The 21,629-nt window shown below is 73.1% G+C and carries 22 protein-coding genes; 11 read left to right on the forward strand and 11 right to left on the reverse strand.

Annotation, left to right across the window (positions count from 1 at the left end; translation table 11 throughout):
* Window positions 1-123 precede the first annotated feature (123 nt).
* Both BMZ92_RS03150 and BMZ92_RS03155 read left to right on the forward strand, forming a co-directional pair.
* Complete coding sequence (locus BMZ92_RS03150; RefSeq protein ID WP_091504105.1) at window positions 124-834, forward strand: TetR/AcrR family transcriptional regulator; 711 nt, start codon at window positions 124-126, stop codon at window positions 832-834.
* On the forward strand, window positions 831-1,961 hold the full coding sequence (locus BMZ92_RS03155; RefSeq protein ID WP_091504106.1) for an FAD-dependent oxidoreductase: 1,131 nt from the start codon (window positions 831-833) through the stop codon (window positions 1,959-1,961). Before BMZ92_RS03150 ends, BMZ92_RS03155 begins: the two co-directional genes overlap by 4 nt.
* A 21-nt stretch (window positions 1,962-1,982) precedes the next feature.
* Here BMZ92_RS03155 and BMZ92_RS03160 read toward each other — a convergent pair whose 3' ends face one another.
* The 6 genes from BMZ92_RS03160 to BMZ92_RS03185 form a co-directional block, all read right to left on the reverse strand.
* Window positions 1,983-2,573, reverse strand: a complete 591-nt coding sequence (locus BMZ92_RS03160; RefSeq protein ID WP_091504107.1) for a TetR/AcrR family transcriptional regulator — start codon at window positions 2,571-2,573, stop codon at window positions 1,983-1,985.
* A 99-nt stretch (window positions 2,574-2,672) separates the two neighbouring features.
* Window positions 2,673-3,977, reverse strand: coding sequence for an ABC transporter substrate-binding protein (locus BMZ92_RS03165; protein ID WP_091504108.1), 1,305 nt, complete (start codon window positions 3,975-3,977; stop codon window positions 2,673-2,675).
* A gap of 23 nt (window positions 3,978-4,000) precedes the next feature.
* Complete coding sequence (locus tag BMZ92_RS03170) at window positions 4,001-5,017, reverse strand: branched-chain amino acid ABC transporter permease (protein WP_091504109.1); 1,017 nt, start codon at window positions 5,015-5,017, stop codon at window positions 4,001-4,003.
* A complete protein-coding gene (locus BMZ92_RS03175; protein ID WP_091504110.1) occupies window positions 5,014-5,892 on the reverse strand; it encodes a branched-chain amino acid ABC transporter permease in 879 nt (292 codons plus the stop codon). The genes BMZ92_RS03170 and BMZ92_RS03175 overlap by 4 nt, the downstream gene beginning before the upstream one ends.
* Window positions 5,893-6,600 (reverse strand): ABC transporter ATP-binding protein, encoded by a 708-nt coding sequence (locus tag BMZ92_RS03180; RefSeq protein WP_091504111.1) that lies wholly within the window; start codon window positions 6,598-6,600, stop codon window positions 5,893-5,895.
* A complete protein-coding gene (locus BMZ92_RS03185; RefSeq protein WP_091504112.1) occupies window positions 6,593-7,381 on the reverse strand; it encodes an ABC transporter ATP-binding protein in 789 nt (262 codons plus the stop codon). The genes BMZ92_RS03180 and BMZ92_RS03185 overlap by 8 nt, the downstream gene beginning before the upstream one ends.
* A 204-nt stretch (window positions 7,382-7,585) precedes the next feature.
* On the opposite strand from BMZ92_RS03185, the gene BMZ92_RS03190 reads away from it, so the two are divergent.
* Window positions 7,586-9,088 (forward strand): long-chain-fatty-acid--CoA ligase, encoded by a 1,503-nt coding sequence (locus BMZ92_RS03190; RefSeq protein WP_091504113.1) that lies wholly within the window; start codon window positions 7,586-7,588, stop codon window positions 9,086-9,088.
* A gap of 63 nt (window positions 9,089-9,151) precedes the next feature.
* On the forward strand, window positions 9,152-10,582 hold the full coding sequence (locus tag BMZ92_RS03195; protein WP_091504114.1) for an amidase: 1,431 nt from the start codon (window positions 9,152-9,154) through the stop codon (window positions 10,580-10,582).
* Window positions 10,583-10,589: 7 nt separating this feature from the next.
* On the opposite strand, the gene BMZ92_RS03200 is transcribed toward BMZ92_RS03195, so the two are convergent.
* The 3 genes from BMZ92_RS03200 to BMZ92_RS03210 form a co-directional block, all read right to left on the reverse strand.
* Window positions 10,590-11,624 (reverse strand): zinc-binding dehydrogenase, encoded by a 1,035-nt coding sequence (locus tag BMZ92_RS03200; protein WP_177228535.1) that lies wholly within the window; start codon window positions 11,622-11,624, stop codon window positions 10,590-10,592.
* Window positions 11,625-11,636: 12 nt separating this feature from the next.
* Window positions 11,637-12,011: a thioredoxin gene (gene trxA, locus BMZ92_RS03205; RefSeq protein WP_091504116.1), complete on the reverse strand. Its 375-nt coding sequence runs from the start codon at window positions 12,009-12,011 to the stop codon at window positions 11,637-11,639.
* Window positions 12,012-12,080: 69 nt separating this feature from the next.
* The gene (locus BMZ92_RS03210) at window positions 12,081-12,560 is read right to left on the reverse strand and encodes a hypothetical protein (protein ID WP_245782857.1); all 480 of its coding nucleotides are present in this window, start codon (window positions 12,558-12,560) and stop codon (window positions 12,081-12,083) included.
* 60 nt (window positions 12,561-12,620) lie between these two features.
* Between BMZ92_RS03210 and BMZ92_RS03215 the strand changes: the two genes are divergently transcribed.
* The 5 genes from BMZ92_RS03215 (at window position 12,621) to BMZ92_RS38540 (ending at window position 16,999) form a co-directional block, all read left to right on the forward strand.
* On the forward strand, window positions 12,621-13,058 hold the full coding sequence (locus BMZ92_RS03215) for an SRPBCC family protein (protein ID WP_342743453.1): 438 nt from the start codon (window positions 12,621-12,623) through the stop codon (window positions 13,056-13,058).
* 108 nt (window positions 13,059-13,166) lie between these two features.
* Window positions 13,167-14,081 (forward strand): ABC transporter ATP-binding protein, encoded by a 915-nt coding sequence (locus BMZ92_RS03220; protein ID WP_091504117.1) that lies wholly within the window; start codon window positions 13,167-13,169, stop codon window positions 14,079-14,081.
* Window positions 14,078-14,857 (forward strand): ABC transporter permease, encoded by a 780-nt coding sequence (locus BMZ92_RS03225; RefSeq protein ID WP_091504118.1) that lies wholly within the window; start codon window positions 14,078-14,080, stop codon window positions 14,855-14,857. The genes BMZ92_RS03220 and BMZ92_RS03225 overlap by 4 nt, the downstream gene beginning before the upstream one ends.
* Window positions 14,858-14,894: 37 nt before the next feature.
* Entirely contained in the window at window positions 14,895-15,578 is a 684-nt protein-coding gene (locus BMZ92_RS03230) for a response regulator transcription factor (protein WP_091504340.1), read from the forward strand.
* Window positions 15,575-16,999 carry a sensor histidine kinase gene (locus tag BMZ92_RS38540; RefSeq protein ID WP_091504119.1) on the forward strand — a complete coding sequence of 475 codons (1,425 nt, stop codon included), beginning with the start codon at window positions 15,575-15,577 and terminating at the stop codon, window positions 16,997-16,999. Before BMZ92_RS03230 ends, BMZ92_RS38540 begins: the two co-directional genes overlap by 4 nt.
* Here BMZ92_RS38540 and BMZ92_RS03240 read toward each other — a convergent pair.
* The gene (locus BMZ92_RS03240) at window positions 16,988-18,049 is read right to left on the reverse strand and encodes an NAD-dependent epimerase/dehydratase family protein (RefSeq protein ID WP_091504120.1); all 1,062 of its coding nucleotides are present in this window, start codon (window positions 18,047-18,049) and stop codon (window positions 16,988-16,990) included. The two genes, BMZ92_RS38540 and BMZ92_RS03240, sit on opposite strands and share 12 nt — an antisense overlap.
* A 52-nt stretch (window positions 18,050-18,101) precedes the next feature.
* Between BMZ92_RS03240 and BMZ92_RS03245 the strand changes: the two genes are divergently transcribed.
* Entirely contained in the window at window positions 18,102-19,700 is a 1,599-nt protein-coding gene (locus tag BMZ92_RS03245) for a phytoene desaturase family protein (protein ID WP_091504341.1), read from the forward strand.
* On the opposite strand, the gene BMZ92_RS03250 is transcribed toward BMZ92_RS03245, so the two are convergent.
* The gene (locus BMZ92_RS03250) at window positions 19,691-20,551 is read right to left on the reverse strand and encodes a MerR family transcriptional regulator (protein ID WP_091504121.1); all 861 of its coding nucleotides are present in this window, start codon (window positions 20,549-20,551) and stop codon (window positions 19,691-19,693) included. The two genes, BMZ92_RS03245 and BMZ92_RS03250, sit on opposite strands and share 10 nt — an antisense overlap.
* Window positions 20,552-20,669: 118 nt before the next feature.
* Between BMZ92_RS03250 and BMZ92_RS03255 the strand changes: the two genes are divergently transcribed.
* Window positions 20,670-21,623, forward strand: a complete 954-nt coding sequence (locus BMZ92_RS03255) for an alcohol dehydrogenase catalytic domain-containing protein (protein WP_091504122.1) — start codon at window positions 20,670-20,672, stop codon at window positions 21,621-21,623.
* Window positions 21,624-21,629: the final 6 nt, after the last annotated feature.

Consider the following 21,629-nt stretch of genomic DNA (forward strand, 5'->3'; position numbering starts at 1 on the left):
CCGGATCGTGCTCCCGGCGAGCACGATCATGTTCGTCCTCTTCCATTACCCTGACCAGGCCCAACCATATCGATGAGACGCAGCGAACATGTTCGTCACGAACATGTTCGCTATAGTGGGGGCATGGCCGTCGACCAGAACCCGATCCGCAGCCGCCGGGAACGCCCGGCGAAACCCGCCCTCACCCGCGAAGGCATCGTCACCACGGCGGTGCGGCTCATGCGGGCCGAAGGCCTGCAGAAGGTCACGATGCGCCGCCTGGCGCAGGAGCTCGACACGGGCCCCGCGTCGCTCTACGTGTACGTGGCCAGCACGGCCGAGCTGCACGCCGCCGTGCTGGACGAACTGCTCGGCACCGTCGATCTCGAGCCCGTGCGGGCGCGGGGCGACTGGCGGGACCGGCTGATCGGGGTGCTGACCTCCTACACCACCGTGCTGTTCGCGCATCCCGAGCTGGCCAGGGCGGCGCTCGTCGCGCGGCCCAGCGGCCGGCACTACCTGCGGCTCGTCGAAGGGCTGCTGGCCCTGCTGGACGAGGGCGGCGTCCCGCCGGCCCAGGCGGCTTGGGGAGTGGACCTGCTGCTGCTGCAGGCCACCGCCACCGCCACCGAACACACCGGCCGGACGGACGGTGAGGAAGCCGCCGGGTGGGACGCGCTCGTCCGCGCGCTGCGCGCCGCGTCGCCGTCCCACCCGCACCTCGCCGCGGTCGCGGGCGAGCTGCTGTCCGGCGAACCCCGCGAGCGCCTCACCTGGGGCTTCCTCGCACTGATCAACGGCATCGCCTACACGCCGCGGCACGCGGCCAGGAACTCCGAGGAGCACAAGTCATGACCCACTACCCCATCGCGATCATCGGCGCCGGGCTCGGCGGCCTCACGCTGGCACGCGTCCTGCACGTCCACGGTCTCGAGGCCGCGGTGTTCGACCTGGCGCCGGGTCCGCACGACCGCCCGCAGGGCGGCATGCTCGACATCCACGACGACTCCGGCCAGGAGGCACTGCGGGCCGCGCGCCTGCACGAGGCGTTCCGCGAGCTCGTGCACCCCGGCGGGCAGGCGATGCACGTCTTCGACCGGCACGGCGTGCTGCGCTTGGCCGAGGAGGACGACGACCGCGGCAGGCCGGAGGTCGACCGCGGGCAGCTGCGGGACCTGCTGCTCGGCTCGCTGCCCGAGGGAACCATCCGCTGGCACGCGAAGGTGACCGCCGCCCGCCCGCTCGGCGACGGCCGCCACGAGGTCACCCTCGCCGACGGCACGGTGTTCACCACCGATCTGCTCGTCGGCGCGGACGGCGCCTGGTCCCGGATCCGGCCGCTGGTGTCGGACGCTGAGCCGGTCTACACGGGAATGTCCTTCGTGGAGGCCGACCTGCTCGACGCCGACCGCCGCCACCCGGCGTGTGCCGAGGTCGTCGGCGGCGGCATGCTGTTCGCGCTCGGCGACGGCCGGGGCCTGCTGGGGCACCGGGAGCCCGACGGGAGCCTGCACATCTACGCCGGGGTCCGCGCCGGGCAGGACTGGCTGTCCGGTCTGGACTTCACCGACACCGCCCGCGCCAAGGCCGCGGTGCTCGCCGAGTTCGCGGACTGGGACGAGAGCCTGCGTGCCCTGATCGCGGAAGCGGACGGGCCGCTCGTGCGCCGCGAGATCCACGCGCTGCCGGTCGGGCACCGGTGGGAGCGGGTGCCGGGCGTGACGCTGCTCGGCGACGCCGCGCACGTGATGTCCCCGTTCGCCGGGGAGGGCGCGAACCTCGCCATGCAGGACGGCGCCGAACTCGGGCTCGCGCTCGCCGCGCACCCCGGGGACACCGAAGCCGCGCTGGCCGCCTACGAGCGTGCGCTGTTCCCGCGTGCCGAGCACGCGGCGGCCGAATCCGCGCGGAGCATGGAGATCATGTTCCGCGCCGACGCCCCGCAGGGCGTGCTCGACATGTTCGCCGCCATCTCGGACTGAGCAGTCGCGTGTGGACGGGCCTCAGTCGGCGGGGTAGAGCCGTCCCATCAGTTCGAGGACCTCGTCGATCAGCCTGCGGGCCTTGGCGCGGCTGGGAGCGGTGGCCACCTCCCGGCCGGCCTCGGTCGCCATCGCCGTCAGGCACAGCACGAGCATGTCGCTCAACGGCCGGGTGTGGCCGTTCACCAGCGTGGAGTTGGCGTGCAGCCACTCGCGGAACCGTTCCCGCGTGAGCATGCCGAACCCCGCGGGCCCGCCGCCGGAGAGGAACACCGTCGCCAGCTCCCGCTCCTCCCAGCAGCCTTCCAGGTAGGCGCGGGTGCCGACGATGAACAGGCGCAGCGCGTCGTCCTCCCCGCGGGCCAGCGCGGACCGGAACGCCTGCGCCGAGCGGTGCTGCTGCCGCCGCTGGTAGTCGTTGTAGAGCGTGATGTACAGATCGGACTTCGCGGCGAAGTGGTGGTAGAGGCTGCCGATGCTCGCGCCCGCCCGGTCGGCGATCTCGACCATGTTCGCGGCGTCGTACCCGGACGCGGTGAACACCTCGCGCGCCGCCTCGAGCAGCGCGGCGCGCGTGGTCTGCGCTCTCCTGCTGCCTGCCACCTCGGTCATGCCCCGATTCTGCCGGATGCCGGGCGGCCGGGACCGCGGGCACGCGCGTCCGGCCCGCGGTTTCGCACGATGGGGCGGCCTGACCGCCCCATCGTGCGGTCAGGCCGGCGGGATGCCGTTGGGCGGCGCGCTGGGCTGGCCTCCCAGGTACGGCACGATCGGGCCGGCGCCGTCGTCGGTGGTGGCGGGGGTGCCTTCCCCGGTCTGCCGCCCGCCGCGCACCGTCGCGATCTGCCCGCCCGTGAACCCGGCGTGGCTGTCGGCGCTGTAGCGGAACGGCACGAGCCCCGGCCCGCGGAAGCCGCCCTTGTTCAGGGTGTCGATGAGCTTCTGCCGGGTCAGGTCGCGGCCGGTGGCCTGCAGCGCCTGCACGAAGGTGTAGGCGTAGGACATCGCGTAGTACACGTTGCCGTCGAAGGGGATGGTGGGGATGTACTGGTCGTGGATCTTGCGGAACAACGCCGTCCAGGAGTTCGCCGTGTCGTCCAGCGGCGGGAGGTAGGCGCTGGTGACGAGCCCTTCGATGAGGTCCGCGCCCCGCACCGGCGAACCCGCGCGCTGCGCGAAGTTCTCCAGGAGCCCGGACACGGTGATCGGGTCGGAGCCCACACTGGACGCGACGAGCGCGGGCCGGTAGCCGAGCTTGAGCGCGGCCAGCTTGAACAACGCGGTGTAGGCGGGGATGGTCTCCAGCACGACGACGTCGGCCTGGGCGCGGGCGATCGCCGAGACCTGCGCGGCGACGTCGGTGTTGCCGGGCTGGTAGGGCTCGCGGGCCACGACCCGCGCGGGGTCGATGAACTTGTCCAGGCCCTTCATGCCGTCGTGGCCGAAGTCGTCGTCCTGGTAGAAGTAGGCGATCTTCTTGCCGGCGAAGGTTTTCTTCACGTAGTCGCCGAGGATCTTGCCCTCGACGGTGTAGTCGGGCTGCCAGCCGTAGGTGTAGGGGTGGTCCTTCGGGTTGTCCCAGCAGGTGCAGCCGGAGGCGACGAACAGGTCGGGCACGCGGGAGCTGTTGAGGAAGTCCACGACCTTGGTGTGCGTGGGGGTGCCCAGCGCGCCGACGATGGCGAACACGTTGTCCTGCAACACCAGCTGCTTGGTCAGGGTGACCGTCTGCGCGGGGTTGTAGCCGTCGTCGAGGTACTTGTAGACGATCTGCCTGCCGTGCACGCCGCCCTGCGCGTTGACGTAGTCGAAGAACGCCTTCGCCGCCGGGCCCTGTTCGCTGTAGCCGGGGGCCGCGGTGCCGGTGAGCGGCAGCGTGCTGCCGATCGTCACGGTGGTGTCGGTGACGCCGGGGCTGCCGCCGGAACCGCTGCCCCCGCCGGCGCACCCGGACAGTGCCAGTGCCAGTGCGGCGGTGAGCGCGATCCCTGCCCGCACCTGTCTCGAAGGAGCCATCTGTTCTCCCTTTCCTCGGACCGTCATCGGGGGTGGAGCCTGGCGCGCACCGTGCGGCCGGCCCAGCGGACGCCGGACTGCAGCCCGCCGGGGAACAGCAGGATCACCACGATCAGCACGACCCCGTAGAGCACCAGCGGCACGTTGGCGTAGATCTCTTCGGGCAGGTCGGCGGCCTGCGCCAGGTCGTTGGACCAGGTGGGCAGCAAGGTCACCAGCACCGCGCCGTAGACCGCCCCGGCGAGGCTGCCCAGCCCGCCGAGCACGGCGGCGGTGAGCAGCGACAGCGACAGGGTGAGCCCGAACGCGCCGGGCGAGGCGAGGTTGTTGACCGTCGCGAACAGCGCCCCGGCGAGTCCCGCGCAGCCGGCGCTGACCCAGAACGCGAGGATCTGCGTGCGGGCGACGGGCACCCCGGACAGCGCGGCGGCGTCCTCGTCCTCCCGCACCAGCCGCATGTTGCGGCCCAGCGGGCTGCGCACCAGGTTCGCGAGCAGGAACAACACGAGCACCAGGCACAGCGCGCCGATCCAGGCGTGCCAGCGCTCCACCGGGAACGCCTCGCCGAGCGACAACGGGGGCGGCGGCGGGGTGACGACGAGGCCGTTGGCGCCGCCCAGGGCGTCCCGCAGGCCGTGGTAGTCCGCCAGCGACGGCAGCCCGACGGCGAGTGCGAGCGTGGCCCCGGCGAGGTAGGGGCCCCGCAGCCGGGCGGCGGCGACCCCGACGAGCGCGCCCAGCAGTGCGGTGAGCACGGTCGCGGCGACGAGCACGAGCGCCAGCGGCCACTGCTGGTGTGCCAGCAGCAGCGCGGTGGTGTAGGCGCCGACGGCGACGAACGCGCCGTGCCCGAGCGAGATCTGTCCACTGAGGCCGGACAGCACGGTGAGGCCCGCGGTGGCGATCGTGGTGTAGCAGATCTGGGCGAGCTGCAGGTCGCCGAACGGGTCGAGCGAGATCGACAGCAGGTACAGCGCGAGCAGGCCGAGCGCGGCGCAGCTCAGGTGCCTGACCACAGTGGACCGCCACACCCGCGTCATACCCGCCGCTCCGCTCCCCTGCCGAACAACCCGTTCGGCCGCACCATCAACACGAAGATCAGCACCACGAGCGCCGCGAACGTGACGACGTCGGGCCCCAGGTAGCCGGAGACGTAGCTCAGCACCGCGCCCAGCAGCACCCCGCCGACGACGGCACCGGGTGGGCTGTCCAGCCCGCCGATGACGGCGGCGGTGAAGCCGAACACGAGTGTCGCGTCGAACGCGGTGGGGCTGACGAACGTGGCCGGCGCGATGAGCACCCCGGCGACGGCTCCGACCACGGCGGCCAGCGCCCAGCCGACGGTCAGCATGCGCCCGACGCGCACGCCCAGCAGCCGCGCGACCTCGGGCGCGAACGCCGCCGAGCGCATCCGCAGCCCGAGTGAGGTGCGCCGGAACACGAAGGCGAGCACCGCCATCACCCCGAGCACGACGAGCACGACCCACAGGTCGTTGGGCGAGAACAGCAGCTGGTGGCCCGCGACGCGGAACCCGGTGATGTCGAACCCCGGCGGGTACGAGCGCGGGGTGCCGCCGAAGACCATGCCCGCCACGCCCTGCAGCAGGACGAGCAGCCCGAAGGTGACCACGACGGCGTCCAGCGGCGGGCGCCGCTCGACCGGGCGCATCAGCACCCGCTCCACGACCGCGCCCAGCACCAGTCCACTGAGGACGGCCACGAGCAGCGCGAGCCAGTAGGAGCCACCGGAACCGGCCACGGTGTGGGCGAGGAACGTGGTGACCATGAGCATGCCGCCCTGGGCGAAGTTGACGATCCGGGTGGAGCGCCAGATCAGCACCAGCGCCAGCGCGACGGCGGCGTAGACCGCGCCGGTGGTCAGGCCCGCGAGTGTCAGGTCGAGGAAACGGCCCATTCAGCCCTCCAGGTAAGCGCGCCGGACGCGGTCGTCGGCGGCCAGCCGGGTGGCGTCGTCGTCGGCGACCTTGCGGCCGAGGTTGAGCACGACGGCGCGGTCGGCGACCGACAGGGCGGTGGCCGCGTTCTGCTCGACCAGCAGCAACGTCAGCCCGGTCTGCTCGCGCAGGGCACGCAGGGTGGCGATGATCCGGGCGGTGGTGCGCGGGGCGAGGCCGAGGGAGGGTTCGTCGAGCAGCAGCAGCTCCGGTCGGCTCATCAGGGCGCGCCCGATCGCGAGCATCTGCCGTTCGCCGCCGGAAAGCGCTTCCGCGCGCTGGTGCCTGCGCTCGGCGAGCGGCGGGAACAGCTCGAACATCCGCGCCGTCCCCGTTTTCAGCCAGCCGCGGTCCCGCCGCCACAGCCCGCCGAGCCGCAGGTTCTCCTCGACGGTGAGCTCGACGATCACGCCGCGGCCTTCCGGCACGTGGGCCATGCCCAGCCGCACGAGGTCCTCCGGCGCGCGCCGGGTGACGTCCCGCCCGCCGAGCACCACGCTGCCCGCCTTCGGGGGCAGGAGACCGCTGATCACCCGCAGGAGCGTGGTCTTGCCCGCGCCGTTGACGCCGAGCACGGCGGTGATCGACCCCCGCTCGACGTGCAGGTCGACGCCGTGCAGCGCCCGCACCGGGCCGTAGGCCGCCGCCAGCCCGCGCACCTCAAGCATCGGCACCTCCCGGCACCGCTTCGCCGAGGTAGGCGCGCTGCACGGCGGGGTCGGCCCGCACCTGCTCCGGGGTGCCGCGCGCGATCACCTCGCCGAAGTCGAGCACCACCAGCTCGTCGCACAGGTTCATCACGAAGTCCATGTGGTGCTCGACGAGCATGACCGTGGTGTGCTGCCGCAGGCCCCGCACGATCCCGGCGAGGTCCGCGGTTTCCTGTTCGGACAGTCCCGCCGCCGGTTCGTCGAGCAGCAGCAGCCGGGGTTCGCTGATCAGCGCCCGCGCGAGGGCGACGCGTTTCCTTGTGCCGTAAGGAAGACTGGCGCACACGCGATGCGCTTCGGCGGCTATGTCCACTGTGGTCAGTACTCGCATGGCCTGCTCGGTCAGCCGCTGTTCGTGCCGTTGCGCCCACGGTGAGGCGAGCAGCGAGGACAGCACGCCGGTGCGGGCGCGGTGGGTGGCTCCGGCGAGCACGTTCTCCAGCACGGTCAGCCGCGGGAACAGGCCCAGCCCCTGCAGCGTGCGGGCGATGCCGTGCCGGGTCAGCTGGTGCGGCCGCGGGTGCCGGAGCGGCCTTCCGTCGAAGAACAGCGTGCCCGAGGTGGGGCGGACGAAGCCGCAGATCGTGTTGAACAGCGTGGTCTTGCCCGCCCCGTTCGGCCCGATCACCCCGAGCACGCGCCCACGGGGCACGGCCAGCGACACCCGGTCGAGCACCCGCAGGCCCCCGAAGGACACGCTCAGCCCCTCGGCCCGCAGCAACGGATCATCGTCGTGCATGGGTCGCGACCACCGCCTCATCGCAGCGTCCGGTATCCAGCAAACCGAATCCGATTCGGTTCGCGGCGAACGGTACAGCGTTATGTCCGCCTTGCCCAGACCTGTCGGCAAAGGACTCCGCGACACGCCGCGCTGTTACGGCACCGTGATCGTGACCTTGCTACCGTCGGAGTAAACCGAACGGCGTTCTGGAATGGGGAGCCGATGCTGAACCTCTCGGTCCTGCTGTCCTCGACCGCGCGCACGCGCCCCGCCCGCACCGCGCTGCGCTGCGGGGACCAGGCGCTGACCTACGCCGAGCTCGACCGGCAGGCCCGGCAGGTGGCCGAATCCGTGCGTGCCCGCGGGATCCGCCCCGGCGACCGGGTCGCGCTCGTCAGCCCGAACCTGCTCGCCTTCCCCGTCGTCTACTACGGGCTGCTCATGGCGGGGGCCGTGGTGATCCCGCTCAACCCGCTGCTCAAGGAGCGCGAGCTCGCGTTCATCTTCGGCGACAGCGGGACCACCGCCGTGTTCGCCTGGGAGGGCAGTGAGCAGCTGCCCGTGCTCGGCAACGTCCGCCGCGCCGCGGCCGCGACCCCGTCCGTCCGCGAGGTCTTCGCCCTCGGCGAGCTGCCCGGCCTGCTCGCGCCGTTCCCCGGCACGGCCGAGGCCGAGCCGACCGCCGCCGAGGACCCGGCGGTGATCATCTACACCAGCGGCACGACCGGCACCCCCAAGGGCGCGGTGCTGTCCCACCTGAGCCTGCTGCTCAACGCCCGCATGAAGGAACTGCTCATCCCGAAGCACGAGCACGACGTCGTCCTCGTCGCGCTGCCGCTGTACCACATCTTCGGGCAGACCTCGGTGCTCAACGGCAACGTGCACAGCGGCGCCACGCTCGTCCTGCTCCCCCGCTTCGACCCGGACACCGCGCTCGACCTCCTCGTCGGCCACCGGGTCACGCTGTTCTCCGGCGTGCCGTCGATGTTCCAGGCGTTCCTGCAGACCGATCCCGAAGGCACGCGGCTGCGCAAGGCCGCCGAGACCATCCGGCTCATCACCTCCGGCGGGGCGCCGCTGCCGGTCGCGGTGTTCGAACGCTTCGAGCGGGTGTGCGGGCTGCGGATCCGGCAGGGCTACGGGCTGTCCGAAACCAGCCCCACCGTCACGTTCTGCCCGTGGGACGAACCCATCCGGCCCGCCTCGGTGGGGAAACCCGTGTGGGGCGTGGACATCCGCGTCGTCGACCGCGACGACCGGCCGGTGCCCGCGGGCACCGTGGGGGAGATCGTCATCCGCGGGCACTGCCTGATGCTCGGGTACCACAACCGGCCCGAGGCGACCGCCGAGGCGATCCGCGACGGCTGGTTCCACACCGGCGACCTGGGCCGCTTCGACGAGGACGGCTGGCTCTACGTGGTCGACCGCGCCAAGGACCTCATCCTGCGCGGCGGCTACAACGTCTACCCCGCTGAGGTGGAGCAGGTGCTGCTGTCCCATCCGGCGGTGGCGATGACGGCGGTGGTGGGCGAACCCCACGAACGGCTCGGCCAGGAGGTCGTGGCCCACGTCGTCCCCCGCGCCGGTGCCCGGATCGACCCGGACGAGCTGAGCGCGTACGCCCGGGAACGGCTCGCCGAGTACAAGTACCCGCGCCGCATCGTCGTGCGGGACGAGCTGCCGATGACCTCGACCGGCAAGGTACTGAAACGCGCGCTGGGTTGACGCGTTTCCCTTGTGGGAACCGGGATTTTATGGCCTTTCCGGCAGGCGGTTACGGTCGCTTCCATGCCATCGAACCTTCCGGCCGCCGCAGAACTCCTGACCGCCTTGCGTGCCGGTGACGTGACCTCGCTCGAGCTGACCGACGAGGCCATCGCGCGTATCGAGCGGGACGACGAGGTGCTCAACGCGATCTGCGTGACGGACTTCGACCGGGCGCGGACCGCCGCGCGAGAGGCCGACCAGGCGCGCGCCCGCGGCGAGGACCGGCCGCTGCTCGGAATTCCGGTGACGGTCAAGGAGTCCTACAACATCGCCGGACTGCCCACGACCTGGGGCGTCCCGCGGTACCGGGACTTCGTGCCCACCGAGGACGCCGTACCCGTGTCACGGCTTAAGGCCGCGGGTGCGGTGGTGCTCGGCAAGACCAACGTGCCCTTGGGCCTGCAGGACATCCAGACCTTCAACGAGCTCTACGGCACCACCACCAACCCGTGGGACCACACTCGTACGTCAGGTGGTTCCTCCGGCGGATCGGCGGCGGCGCTGGCGGCCGGGTTCGGTGCGTTGTCGATCGGTTCGGATCTCGCCGGTTCGCTGCGCACCCCCGCGCATTTCTGCGGGATCTACGCGCACAAGCCGACACTCGGGCTCGTGGCGCACCGCGGCATGGCCTTCCCGGCCTCGCCCGCGTTGCCGGCCGACCTCGACCTCGCCGTCGTCGGCCCGATGGCGCGCACCGCCCGCGACCTCACGCTCCTGCTCGACGTCATGGCCGGACCGGACCCGCTGACGTTCGGCAAGGCATATCACCTGGCCCTGCCGCCCGCGCGCCACGAGCGGCTGAGCGAGTTCCGGGTCCTCGTTCTGGACGAGCACCCGCTCATCCCGACCGGGGCGGCTGTGCGGGCGGGCGTGCACCGGGTGGCGGCCGCGCTCACCGACGGCGGCGCCCGCGTGGAACGGCGCAGCGCGCTGCTGCCCGACCTGGCCGAATCCGCGACGCTGTACATGCAGTTGCTGATTTCCGGTGCCGTCGCGCGTTTTCCCGTCGAATCGCTCAAGCGGCCGGACGAGGACGACCAGAGCCTCGACGCCGTGCGGCTGCGGGCCATGGCGTTCAGCCACCACGACTGGCTCGAGGCGGACAACCGCCGCGAACTCCACCGCCACGGCTGGCGGCAGCTGTTCACCGAGTTCGACGCCGTCGTCTGCCCCATCACGCCGACGCCCGCGTTCCCGCACGACCACCACCCGAACCCGATGGAACGGCGCATCGACATCGACGACGTCGACTACCCCTACTTCGACCAGCTCGTGTGGGCGGGCCTGGCCACCATGCCCGGCCTGCCCGCCACGGCGATACCCGCGGGCCGGTCGCCCGAGGGCCTGCCGGTGGGGGTGCAGCTCATCGGCCCGATGTTCGAGGACCGCACCCCGCTGCGGCTGGCCGAACTGCTCGAACAGCGGATCGGCGGCTTCGAGACGCCGCGATAGGCCGCCGTCAGGGGCGCAGGATCAGCCGGATCGGGTTGCCTTCCTTGCGCACGAGACGCTCGACGGCGTCCGCCGCGTCGGCCAGCGGGACGTGGCCGCTGATCGAGCGGCTCCAGTCCAGCCGGTGGTGGCGGGCCAGCCCGATGAGCGTCTCCACGTCACCCGCGCCGGACCCGTAGTGGCCCAGCACCTGCTTGCGCAGGTAGCTCAGCGGGATGCTGTCGCGGATCGTCAGCGGCTGCGGGGTCAGGCCGACGAGCACCAGCTTGCCGCCGAAGCCCAGGCACTTCACCGCCTGCTCCCGCACCGCGGGCACTCCCGCCATGTCGAACGCGACGTCCAGCGCCCCGGTCTCGGCGAAGAGCTTGCGCACCAGGTCCGGATCGGCGGAGTCGAACGCGATGTCCGCGCCGAACTCCAGCGCCCGCTCGCGCGCCGGCTCCAGCGGGTCGACGGCCACGATCGGCGCCGCCCCCACGAGGCGCAGCAGCTGCACGGCGTGCGCGCCCAGCCCGCCCACGCCCCACACCCCGGCGGGGCGGCCGGGCCGCACGCCGGCGGTGCCGGTGATCGCACCCCATGGCGTGGACACCGCGTCGGGCACGATCGCCGCCTGGTCGAACGGCAGGTCGTCGGGCAGCGCGACCAGCGTGTGCGCGCTCGCCAGCGCGTACTCCGCCCAGCCGCCGTCGTAGTCGACGCCCCGCGTGCGCACCTGCAGGCAGGGCTCGCGGAACCGGACGCAGTTCGCGCACCGGCCGCACCGCTCGCCCGCCTGCAGCGTGACCCGCTGCCCCTCCTGCCAGCCGCCGGGCACGTCCGGGCCCAGCGCGTCGATCACGCCGGCCACCTCGTGGCCCAGCGTGACCTCCGGCCCGTCGAGGAACAGCGGCGTCAGGCTGCCGTCGATCAGGTGCACGTCGGACAGGCACACCCCCGCGGCCTCGACCTTGACGCGGACCTGCCCCGGGCCCGGTCCGGGCACGGGCACCTCCCGCACCTCGAACCGGCGGGGGTCCAGGCGCAGCCGCCCGGCGAGCATCGTGCCCACGGCTTACTGCTGCTGTTCCTGCTGCTGCTTGGCGACCTCGGCGCGGACCTCGTCCATGTCGACCTCACGCGCCTTGCCGATCAGCTCCTCCAGCGCCGGCTCGGGCAGCGCACCGGGCTGGGCGTAGAGCACCACGCCGTCCCGCACGATCATCAGCGTCGGGATGGACGAGATGCCGAACGCGGCGGCCAGTTCCTGCTGGTCCTCGGTGTCGACCTTGCCGAACACCACGTCCCCGTGCTTCTCCGACGCCTTCTCGTACACCGGGGCGAACATGCGGCACGGCCCGCACCAGGACGCCCAGAAGTCGACCAGCACCATGCCCTGCTGTCCGACCGTCTCGTCGAAGTTCTCCTTGGTCAGTTCGACCGTAGCCACGCGATACTCCTCAACCGGGGGATGGACACCAGGCACAACACAGCCCACGGTACCGGCATTCCGCGGGTCCTAATCGGACGACGACGGCGTGGCCTCGTGCCCGGGCAGGCCCGGCGTGCGGCGGTCCCGCTTGAGCTGCGCCTCGTACACGTGCCGCAGCCCGCCCGTCAGCTCCCGCGCCTTCGCCTCGAACTCCCGGAACGGCTGGTAGTAGGTCTCGTCGTAGCCCTCCACCACCTGGAACGTCCAGCGGCCCGGCAGCACGTTGCGGCCCGGCAGCACGTTGCGGCCCAGCAGCTCGGCCTCCAGCTCGTCGGCGAGCTTGCCGTGCCCGGCCTCGCGCAGCAGCCCGATCGCCTTGCCGACCGCGAAGTCCGCCGTGCCGCTGAGCCGGTGGAACTGGTACAGGTGCCCGCGCGCGACCTCCACCGTCTCCAGCGCCGCGCTCAGCGCCCCCACCGCCTCGACGGTCGTGGGATCGAACCGCGTGCCGACGAGTGACTCGCCCTGCAGGCGGGTATCAGACGTTTCGTCCGGAGTGTGTGCCATGGGAGGCCGGGTACCCGCCGCGGGCACAACGATGCACGAACGTTGCACAGGAGGCCGCTGGTGGAGATCAGCCGGGAAATCGACGCGCCGCCGGCGGCCGTCTACCGCGTGCTCGCGGACGGGTGGAGCTACGGCAGCTGGGTGGTGGGCAACTCCCGCGTGCGCCAGGTGGACGAGACCTGGCCCGCGCCGGGCAGCCGCATCCACCACAGCGCCGGCGTCTGGCCGCTGCGGATCAACGACGTCACCGTCGTGCGGACGGCGGAGCCGGAGCGGTCACTGGAGCTGCACGCCCAGCTGTGGCTGTTCGGCGCCGCCGACATCCGCCTCACCCTCGAACCGCTCGGCGCCCACCGCACCCGCGTGACCATGGCCGAAAAGCTCACCGCGGGCCCCGCCCGGTTCGTGCCCGGCCTGGTGCAGGGCCTCGCGCTCTGGCCGCGCAACGCCGAAGCCCTGCGCCGCCTCGCCGACATCGCCGTGGGGCGCGAGCGCTGAGCATTTCCTGTACGTGAGCCGCACCCCGGCGCCCTGACCGGCCGGACTCCCAGAGTTCTCCCAGGAACACCGGGAAACCACCCAGGACCGCACGCCAGGCTCGCGGCCATGACAGCCATCGAGATCCAGGGCCTCACCAAGCGGTACGGCCCCGACACCGTGGTGGACGACCTGTCCTTCACCGTCACCCCAGGACGGGTCACCGGCTTCCTCGGCCCCAACGGGGCCGGCAAGTCCACGACCATGCGCATGATCACCGGACTGGCCGAACCCACCCGCGGCTCGCTCACCATCGGCGGCCGCCGCTACCGCGACCTGCCCGTCCCCCTCACCGAAGTCGGCGCACTGCTCGACGCCGGCGCCGTGCACGGCGCCCGCACCGCCCGCGACCACCTCCACGCCCTCGCCGCGAGCAACGCCCTCCCCCGCCGGCGCGTCGACGAAGTCCTCGAACGCACCGGGCTCACCGCGGTCGCGGGCAAACGCGCCGGCGGCTTCTCACTCGGCATGCGGCAGCGACTCGGCATCGCCGCCGCACTGCTCGGCGACCCCAGCGTCCTGATCTTCGACGAACCGGTCAACGGCCTCGACCCCGAAGGCATCCGCTGGATCCGCGACCTCCTGCGCTCCCTGTCCCGCGAAGGCCGCGCCGTCCTCGTCTCCAGCCACCTCATGAGCGAGATGGCGCAGACCGCCGACCACCTCGTCGTGATCGGCCGCGGCAGGCTCATCGCCGACACCGGCATGAACGAGTTCCTCGACTCCAGCGGCGAAGGCACCGTCCTCGTCCGCACCCCCGAGCACGACACCCTCGCCCGCCACCTCACCGCCGCGGGCGCCACCGTCCGGGAGGCACCGCAGCCCGGGCTCCTCGTCACCGGCCTCACCAGCGAGGAGATCGGCAAACTCGCCGCCTACCACGGCGTCGCGCTCAGCGAGCTCACCCCGCAACGGGCGTCGCTGGAGGACGCCTTCATGGCACTGACCGAGGACAGCGTCGACTACCAGGGAGCCCCGGCATGACCGTCACCTTCGCATCCACCCTGCGCGCCGAGTGGATCAAGCTCCGCAGCCTGCGCTCCAGCTGGTACACCCTGGCCTGCCTGTTCGCCGTCGGCCTCGGCATCGCCGTGCTCAGCACCAGCTCCGCCGGAGGCCAGTACGCGACCGCGACACTCGAGGAACGCCAGAGCTGGGACCCGACGAAGCTGAGCCTGATGTCCTACATCGTCGCCCAGCTGGTCATCGGGGTCCTCGGCATCCTCATCGTCACCTCCGAGTACGCGACCGGCCTCATGCGCACCTCGGTCACCGCCACGCCCCGCAGGCACCGGCTGCTCGCCGCCAAGCTCGTCCTCGCCGCCGCCATCGCCGTCGTCGCGGGCCAGGTCCTCATGTTCGCCGCGTTCTTCACCGGGCAGGCGCTGATGGCCGCCCAGCACCTGCCGCACACCGCGATCGGCGACCCCGGTGTGCTGCCCGCCGTCGCGGGCGGCGGGCTGTACCTGACCGCGATCGCGGTGTTCGCGGTCGGCCTCGGCACGATCATGCGGGCGACGGCAGGCGCGCTCGCGACACTGGTGGGCGTCGTCTTCCTCGTCCCGGCCCTGTCCGGCCTGTTCCCGTCCTGGCTGGCCGGCGTGCTCGACTTCTGGCCCAGCGCGGGCGGCGCGGCGATCTTTTCCGTCGTCCCGGATCCGGACTACCCGCACCCGTGGCTCAACCTCGGCGGCATGTGCCTCGGGGCCGTCGCCGTGCTGGCCGCCGCGTTCGTGCTGTTCCGGCGCCGGGACGTGTGAAGCGTTCTCTCAGGAAGGCGTTCGTATCGTGACCGTCGTGAGTGGCGCGGAACGGTTGCTGGTCGTCGACGACGAACCCACCGTCCGGGAACTGCTCGCCGCGACACTGCGTTTCGCCGGGTTCCGGGTGAGCACCGCGGCCACCGGCGCCGAAGCCGTCGCCTCGGCCGCGGACTCCCCGCCCGACCTGGTGCTGCTCGACGTCATGCTGCCCGACCTCGACGGTTTCGAGGTCGTCCGGCGGCTGCGCGAGCACCACCCGGTGCCGGTCCTGTTCCTCACCGCGCGCGACCGGCAGGCCGACAAGATCACCGGCCTGTCCCTCGGCGCCGACGACTACGTGACCAAACCCTTCGACCTCGAAGAACTCATCGCCCGCATCCGCGCGATCCTGCGCCGCACCACCGGCCGCCGCACCGGCCTGCTCACCAGCGGACCCCTCGTCCTCGACCCCGACGGCCACCAGGTCACCCGCGACGGCGAACCCGTCCGCCTGTCCCCCACCGAGTTCCGGCTGCTGCGCTACCTCATGGAGAACGCCGGGCAGGTGGTCTCCCGCGCCCAGATCCTCGACCGCGTCTGGCAGTACGACTTCGGCGGCGACACCAGCATCGTGGACACCTACATCTCCTACCTCCGGCGCAAACTCGACGCCGGCCACCCCAAGCTCATCCACACCGTGCACGGCACCGGCTACGTCCTGCGGGAGCCACGGCGATGACCCGGCTGTCGCTGCGCACCCGGCTCCTCCTGCTCACCTCCGCCCTGCTGCTGGCCGGGCTCGGCCTCACCGGCGCGCTGGTGTCCGAAAACCTCCGCCACTACCAGCTCACCCGCCTCGACAACCAGCTCCGCGGCTTCACCGCGCTCGTCGCCCGCGCCGGCCCGCCGGTACGCGGCGACGTGTCCGCCCGCACCGACCTGATCGACCCCGCGCTCGACATGATCGGCACCCCCTACGTCGCCTACCTCGACCCCGCGGGCACGATCACCCACGTCATCCGGCTCTCCCGCCTCGACGACACGGCCCTGCCCCCGCCCGACGCGCTGCGGGCGGTCCCTCCCGACGGCACCGGCACCGACCTCGACTCCGCTGACGGCGCCACCCCCTGGCGCGCCACCGCCGAACGCACCTCCTGGGGCGGCACCCTGCTCGCCGCCGCCCCGCTCACCGAAGCCGACGCCACCCTCACCCAGCTGCGCACGAGCAGCCTCGTCAGCGGAGCAGCCCTGCTCGTCCTGCTCACGGCCGCCGGCTGGTTCGCACTCGGCCACGGCCTCCGCCCCCTGCGCCGCGTCGAGCACACCGCCGCCGCCATCGCCGGCGGTGACCTCACCCGCCGCGTACCCGGGCTCGCCCCGGCCGGCACCGAGATCGGGCACCTCGCGCAGTCCCTCAACGCCATGCTCGGGCAGCTCGAAAAGGCCTTCGCCGACCGCGCGGCCTCCGAAGCCCGCATGCGCGCCTTCGTCTCCGACGTCAGCCACGAACTCCGCACCCCGCTGTTCGGGATCAAGGGCTCGGCCGAGCTGTACCGGATGGGCGAACGCACCGACGTCGACGCCGCGATGCGCCGCATCGAACGCGAAGCCACCCGGCTGACCGGCCTCACGGAGGACCTGCTGCTGCTCGCCCAGCTCGACGAAGCCCCCGAAGCACAACTCGACCCGGCGCCGATGGACCTGCGCACCCTCGCCGGGGACGCCCGGCACGACCTGCACGCCCTCGACCCGGCCCGCTCTGTCGAACTCACCGGCCCCGGGGGCGACGGTCCACCCGGTCCCGCCCCGGTCCACGGCGACGAAGCCCGGCTGCGGCAGGTCGTCACCAACCTCGTCGGCAACGCCGTCGTCCACACCCCTCCCGGCACCCCCGTGCGCATCGGCGTCGGTACCGTCGACGGGCACGCCGTGCTGGAGATCGCCGACCACGGCCCCGGCATGACCGCCGAGCAGGCGCCCCACGTGTTCGACCGCTTCTACCGCACCGACCGCTCCCGCACCCGCTCACCCGGCGCGGGCGCCGGGCTCGGCCTCCCCATCGCGCGCTCACTGGCCCGCGCCCACGGCGGCGACGTCGAACTGACCACCGCGCTCGGACAGGGCGCCTGCTTCCGGCTCGTCCTGCCCTCAGGCCTGTGACTGGTGGCTCGGCCGCCCCCACGGCACCGTGCCCAGCCGCTCCCACCACCGCGACGGGCGCGGCGCCAGCGCCTCCGCCGACGTCGCCGCCTGGGTGCGCAGGCCGTCGGCGAACTCGGTGAACACCGAAGCCGCGTCCCGCGTCGGGCGCCAGCCCAGCTCCCGCCGCGCCCGGCCGGTGTCGCCGAGCGCCGCCTGGTCCGCCAGCTCCAGCCAGCCGGGGTGCGTCGGCTGCACCCCCGCCCGCCACAACGCCCACGCCGCCCGCGTCAGCACCGGCCGCGGCACCGGCACCCGCACCGCACCCAGCAGCTCCGCGACGTCCTCCGCCGTGAGCACCGGATCCGTCGCCAGGTTCAGCCCGCCGGGCAACCCCGCCGCGAGCGCACGCCGGATCCCGTCCGCCACGTCGTCGGAGTGCACCACCTGCAACCGCAGCTCCGACCACAGCGGCATCGGGAACCCCCGCACCGACAGGACCCCGGCGGGCAGCAACGGGCTCAGCAACCAGCGCCCGAACTGCCCGCCCGCCGCCCGCTGCAGGATCGCGCACGGCCGCACCCGCGTCACCACCACGCCGGGCCGCTCGCGCTCGAAGACGTCCAGCATCCGCTCCAGCTCCGCCTTCCCGCGGCTGTAAGCGCTTACCGAAATCCCGTCACACGGCCAGTCCTCGGCCACGCGCGTCCACCGAGGCGCCGGCGAGTACGCCGCCACCGACGACGCGCACACCACGTGCCGCACCCCGGCCCGCGCGGCCGCGTCCAGCACCCGCCGCGTCCCGGTCAGGTTCGTCGCCGTCATCGGCGGATCCCCCGTGCTCGGGTTGACCGCCCACGCCAGGTGCACCACCGCGTCCGCCCCCGCGAACACCGGCTCCAGCGGCACCTCGCCCGTCAGGTCGTGCGCCACCCAGCGCACCCCCGCGTACGGCCCCTCCGGCGGCGGCACCCGCCGCGCCAGCCCGGTCACTTCCGCGTGTTCCTGCCGCAGGAGCCGGACCAGTGCCGTTCCCACGTTGCCGGTCGCCCCGGTCACCACGATGCGCACGCCGAACCTGGTGCCCGTTCGCGGCGCCGTCAAAACGGGTACAGGTGTCACCATGGAGCAGACAGCCGAAACGGTGGACGCAGTCGTCGTCGGCGCCGGGCCCAACGGGCTCGTCGCGGCCAACATCCTCGCCGACGCGGGATGGGACGTCCTGGTGCTCGAAGCGGCCGAGACCCCCGGCGGCGCCGTCCGCACCGCCGAACTCACCGCCCCCGGCTTCCGCAACGACGTGTGCAGCGCCTTCTACCCGCTGGCCGCCGCGTCCCCGATCATCTCGGCGCTCCACCTCCAGGACTACGGCCTGCGCTGGCGGCACGCCCCCGCCGCGCTCGCGCACGTCCTGCCCGACGACCGCGTCGCGCTCGTCTCCCGCGACCTCGACCGCACCGCCGCCTCCGTCGCGCAGTTCGCCCCCGGCGACGGCGACGCCTGGCGCGCCGAGTTCCACTCCTGGACGGCCATCCGGGACCAGCTGCTCGACGCCCTGTTCCAGCCCTTCCCGCCGGTCCGCGCCGCCGCCCGGCTCGGCAAGCGACTCGGCCTCGCCGACGGCCTGCGCTTCGCCCGCATGGTCACGATGCCGGTCCGGGTCATGGCCGCGGAACGCTTCGCCGGCGCCGGCGCGCAACTGCTGTTGGCGGGCAACGCCCAGCACACCGACCTCGGCCCCGGCCACGCGGGCAGCGCCGTGTTCGGCTGGCTGCTGGCGATGCTCGCCCAGGACGTCGGGTTCCCCGTGCCCGAGGGCGGGGCGGGGCGGCTGGCGATCGCGCTCACCAACCGGCTCACCGCCGCGGGCGGCCGCGTCGCCTGCCAGCGGCCCGTCACCCGCATCCACACCGCGGGCGGTGAGGCGGTCGCGGTCTCCGACGCCTCCGGCCGGCTCGTGCGGGCCCGCCGCGCGGTGCTCGCGACCGTGCCCGCCCCCGTGCTGTACCAGGAGCTGCTCGACCCCGACGTGCTGCCGCCGCGCTTCCGCGAGGACCTGCGGCGGTTCCACTGGGACGACCCGACCGTCAAGGTCGACTGGGCGCTGTCCCAGCCGATCCCGTGGCGCAACCCCGAGGCGGGCCAGGCGGGCACCGTGCACCTCGACGCGGACATGGCCGGCCTCGCCGACTACCACCACGCCCTGGCCAACGGCCGCCTGCCCGAGGACCCGTTCCTGCTGCTGGGCCAGATGACCACGGCCGACGCGACCCGCTCGCCGTCGGGCACCGAGTCGGCCTGGGTGTACACGCACGTGCCCCGCGACCACAAGTGGGACACCGACTCGCTGCGGCACTTCGCCGACCGCCTCGAAGCGGTCGTGGAACGGCACGCGCCCGGCTTCACGGGCCGCATCCAGGCCCGCCGCATCCACGGCCCCGACGACCTCTTCCACATCGACGGCAACCTCGTCGGCGGTGCGATCAACGCCGGCACCGCCGCGATCCACCAGCAGCTGTTCTTCCGGCCCGTGCCCGGCCTCTCCCGGCCCGACACCCCCGTGGACCGGCTGTTCCTCGCCGGTGCGTCGGCACATCCCGGTGGTGCGGTGCACGGCGGGCCCGGCGCGAACGCCGCGAAGGCCGCACTGCGCCGCGCGGGCCGTGGGGGTGGCGCCTACCGGAAGGTGGTCCAGCGGCTCAACGCCGCGCTCTACACGTGACCGGTGAGCATCAGCAGCGCTTCCTTGAGGCTGCCGAGGAACTCGGTGCCCGCGGGACGCCGGGCGGGCCAGCCGGGCCCGGCGATCAGCCGCCGCACCCGGTGCCGCCGCAACGCCGCGACCGCCGCACTGCTGGCCGTCTCCTGCTGGTGCGACCACAGCACCACCGCCAGCGGCCGGGCGGCGGCCACGGCGTGGTCGAGGCTGCGGGGCGGGGTCGCGGCGCCGAGCATCCGCACCGGCAGCTCCCGCTCCGCCAGCGCGGCGGAAAGCGCTTCCAGCGCGAGCGAGTGGTACTCGCCCTCGGTGCAGGCGAGCAGGACCGGCCGCCGGTCCGCGCGCTCGGCCGGACGCGGAACCCGGTGCAGCGCCGCGGAAACCGCCCACGACAGCACGTGCTCGGTGTCGACGACGTCCGGGTCGTGGCGCTGGTCGCCGTCCAGCGTGACGAGCGCGGGACGGCACAGCCGTTCCCACGTCTCCACGACGCCCTGCCTGGCGACCGCCTGCTCGATCACCCGCAGGCAGCGCCCCGAGTCGAGCGCGCGGGCCGAGGTGACCAGCCGCGCGAGGTCCTCACCGGGTGTGCCGCCTTCGCGGATCGCCGCTTCCACGGACTTCGCCGCGTCGGAGGGCAGCATGCCCGCGGTGATCAGGTCCCGCATGCGGCGCAGGCGGTTGACGTCCTCCGCGCTGTAGCGCCGGTAGCGACCGGGCTGGGGGTTGTGCGGGCCGACGCCGTACCGGCGGTGCCACGTGCGCAGCGTCGATTCGGCGATCCGCAGGTGGCGGGCCACCTGTCCCGCCGTCCACACACTGCCTGGCTCGGGTTCCCGGCTCCCCCGCGTCATCGTCCCATCGTCACACCTGCGGTTTTGTCGTGCTGATGAGCCAGTTTCGCGGCTGGGGTGATCACGCGCAAGCGGTGGCGGCGGAGGCTCGCTCCGCCCCGGCGCCTACATTGCGATCATGCGAACGGTGGTGATCAACGCGCAGGGCGGCTTCCGGCTGGAGGAGCGCCCGGATCCGGTCGCGGGACCGGGAACGGTCGTCGTCCGGGTGCGGGCGGCGGGGCTCAACGCCGCCGATCTGCAGCAGGCCCGGGGTGACTACCCGGCGCCGCCGGGCTGGCCCGCCGACGTGCCCGGCCTGGAGGTCGCGGGCGAGGTCGAGCAGGTCGGGCCCGGCGTCACGGGAGTGGCGGCCGGGGACCGGGTGATGGCACTGGTCGGCGGCGGCGGGCACGCGGAGCGGATCACGGTTCCCGCGGACCTCCTCCTGCCGGTTCCCGATGGCCTGTCGTGGGAGGAGGCCGCGGGTTTCCCGGAGGCGTTCAGCACCGCCTGGGACGCACTGGTCACCCAGGCCGGGGTCCGGGCGGGCGACCGGGTGCTCGTCACCGGCGCGGCCGGCGGCGTGGGCACGGCCATGGTGCAGGTCGCCGCGGTCTCCGGGGCGCACGTCGTGGCCAGCGTGCGCCGGGCGGAACTCCACCCGCGCGTGCGGGGCCTCGCCGAGGACGGCCGGGTGGACGTCGTGACGCTCGATCAGGAAGCCGCGCACGCGCCCTACGACGTGGTCGTGGAACTGGTCGGTGGCGAGGACTGCCTGCAGCGGGTGGCTCTGCTCCGCAGCCGGGGCACGGTGCTCGTCGTCGGCGTCCAGGCCGGGACCACGGCGCCGCTGCGGATGTTCGACCTCATGCTCAAGCGTGCCCGCCTGATCGGCACCACCATCCGCGGTCGCTCACCCGCCGAGAAAGCGGTCCTCGCCGCCAGCGTGCGGACGTCCGTGGTGCCCCTGCTGGCGCAGGGCCGCCTGCGCGTCCCCGTCGACGCGATGTTCCCACTCGGACAGTTCGCCGAGGCCTATGCCCGTCTTGGCGGTTTGGGAAAGTTCGGCAAGGTCGTTCTTGTACCGTGAGAGCCG

The organism is Amycolatopsis sacchari (genome assembly GCF_900114035.1).
Lineage (GTDB): Bacteria > Actinomycetota > Actinomycetes > Mycobacteriales > Pseudonocardiaceae > Amycolatopsis_E > Amycolatopsis_E sacchari.

Coding starts and splice junctions, on each gene's coding strand:
- BMZ92_RS03150 (WP_091504105.1), top strand. CDS start 124: ATGGCCGTCGACCAGAACCCGATCCGCAGCCGCCGGGAACGCCCGGCG.
- BMZ92_RS03155 (WP_091504106.1), top strand. CDS start 831: ATGACCCACTACCCCATCGCGATCATCGGCGCCGGGCTCGGCGGCCTC.
- BMZ92_RS03160 (WP_091504107.1), bottom strand. CDS start 2,573: ATGACCGAGGTGGCAGGCAGCAGGAGAGCGCAGACCACGCGCGCCGCG.
- BMZ92_RS03165 (WP_091504108.1), bottom strand. CDS start 3,977: ATGGCTCCTTCGAGACAGGTGCGGGCAGGGATCGCGCTCACCGCCGCA.
- BMZ92_RS03170 (WP_091504109.1), bottom strand. CDS start 5,017: ATGACGCGGGTGTGGCGGTCCACTGTGGTCAGGCACCTGAGCTGCGCC.
- BMZ92_RS03175 (WP_091504110.1), bottom strand. CDS start 5,892: ATGGGCCGTTTCCTCGACCTGACACTCGCGGGCCTGACCACCGGCGCG.
- BMZ92_RS03180 (WP_091504111.1), bottom strand. CDS start 6,600: ATGCTTGAGGTGCGCGGGCTGGCGGCGGCCTACGGCCCGGTGCGGGCG.
- BMZ92_RS03185 (WP_091504112.1), bottom strand. CDS start 7,381: ATGCACGACGATGATCCGTTGCTGCGGGCCGAGGGGCTGAGCGTGTCC.
- BMZ92_RS03190 (WP_091504113.1), top strand. CDS start 7,586: ATGCTGAACCTCTCGGTCCTGCTGTCCTCGACCGCGCGCACGCGCCCC.
- BMZ92_RS03195 (WP_091504114.1), top strand. CDS start 9,152: ATGCCATCGAACCTTCCGGCCGCCGCAGAACTCCTGACCGCCTTGCGT.
- BMZ92_RS03200 (WP_177228535.1), bottom strand. CDS start 11,624: ATGCTCGCCGGGCGGCTGCGCCTGGACCCCCGCCGGTTCGAGGTGCGG.
- BMZ92_RS03210 (WP_245782857.1), bottom strand. CDS start 12,560: ATGGCACACACTCCGGACGAAACGTCTGATACCCGCCTGCAGGGCGAG.
- BMZ92_RS03220 (WP_091504117.1), top strand. CDS start 13,167: ATGACAGCCATCGAGATCCAGGGCCTCACCAAGCGGTACGGCCCCGAC.
- BMZ92_RS03225 (WP_091504118.1), top strand. CDS start 14,078: ATGACCGTCACCTTCGCATCCACCCTGCGCGCCGAGTGGATCAAGCTC.
- BMZ92_RS38540 (WP_091504119.1), top strand. CDS start 15,575: ATGACCCGGCTGTCGCTGCGCACCCGGCTCCTCCTGCTCACCTCCGCC.
- BMZ92_RS03245 (WP_091504341.1), top strand. CDS start 18,102: ATGGAGCAGACAGCCGAAACGGTGGACGCAGTCGTCGTCGGCGCCGGG.
- BMZ92_RS03250 (WP_091504121.1), bottom strand. CDS start 20,551: ATGACGCGGGGGAGCCGGGAACCCGAGCCAGGCAGTGTGTGGACGGCG.
- BMZ92_RS03255 (WP_091504122.1), top strand. CDS start 20,670: ATGCGAACGGTGGTGATCAACGCGCAGGGCGGCTTCCGGCTGGAGGAG.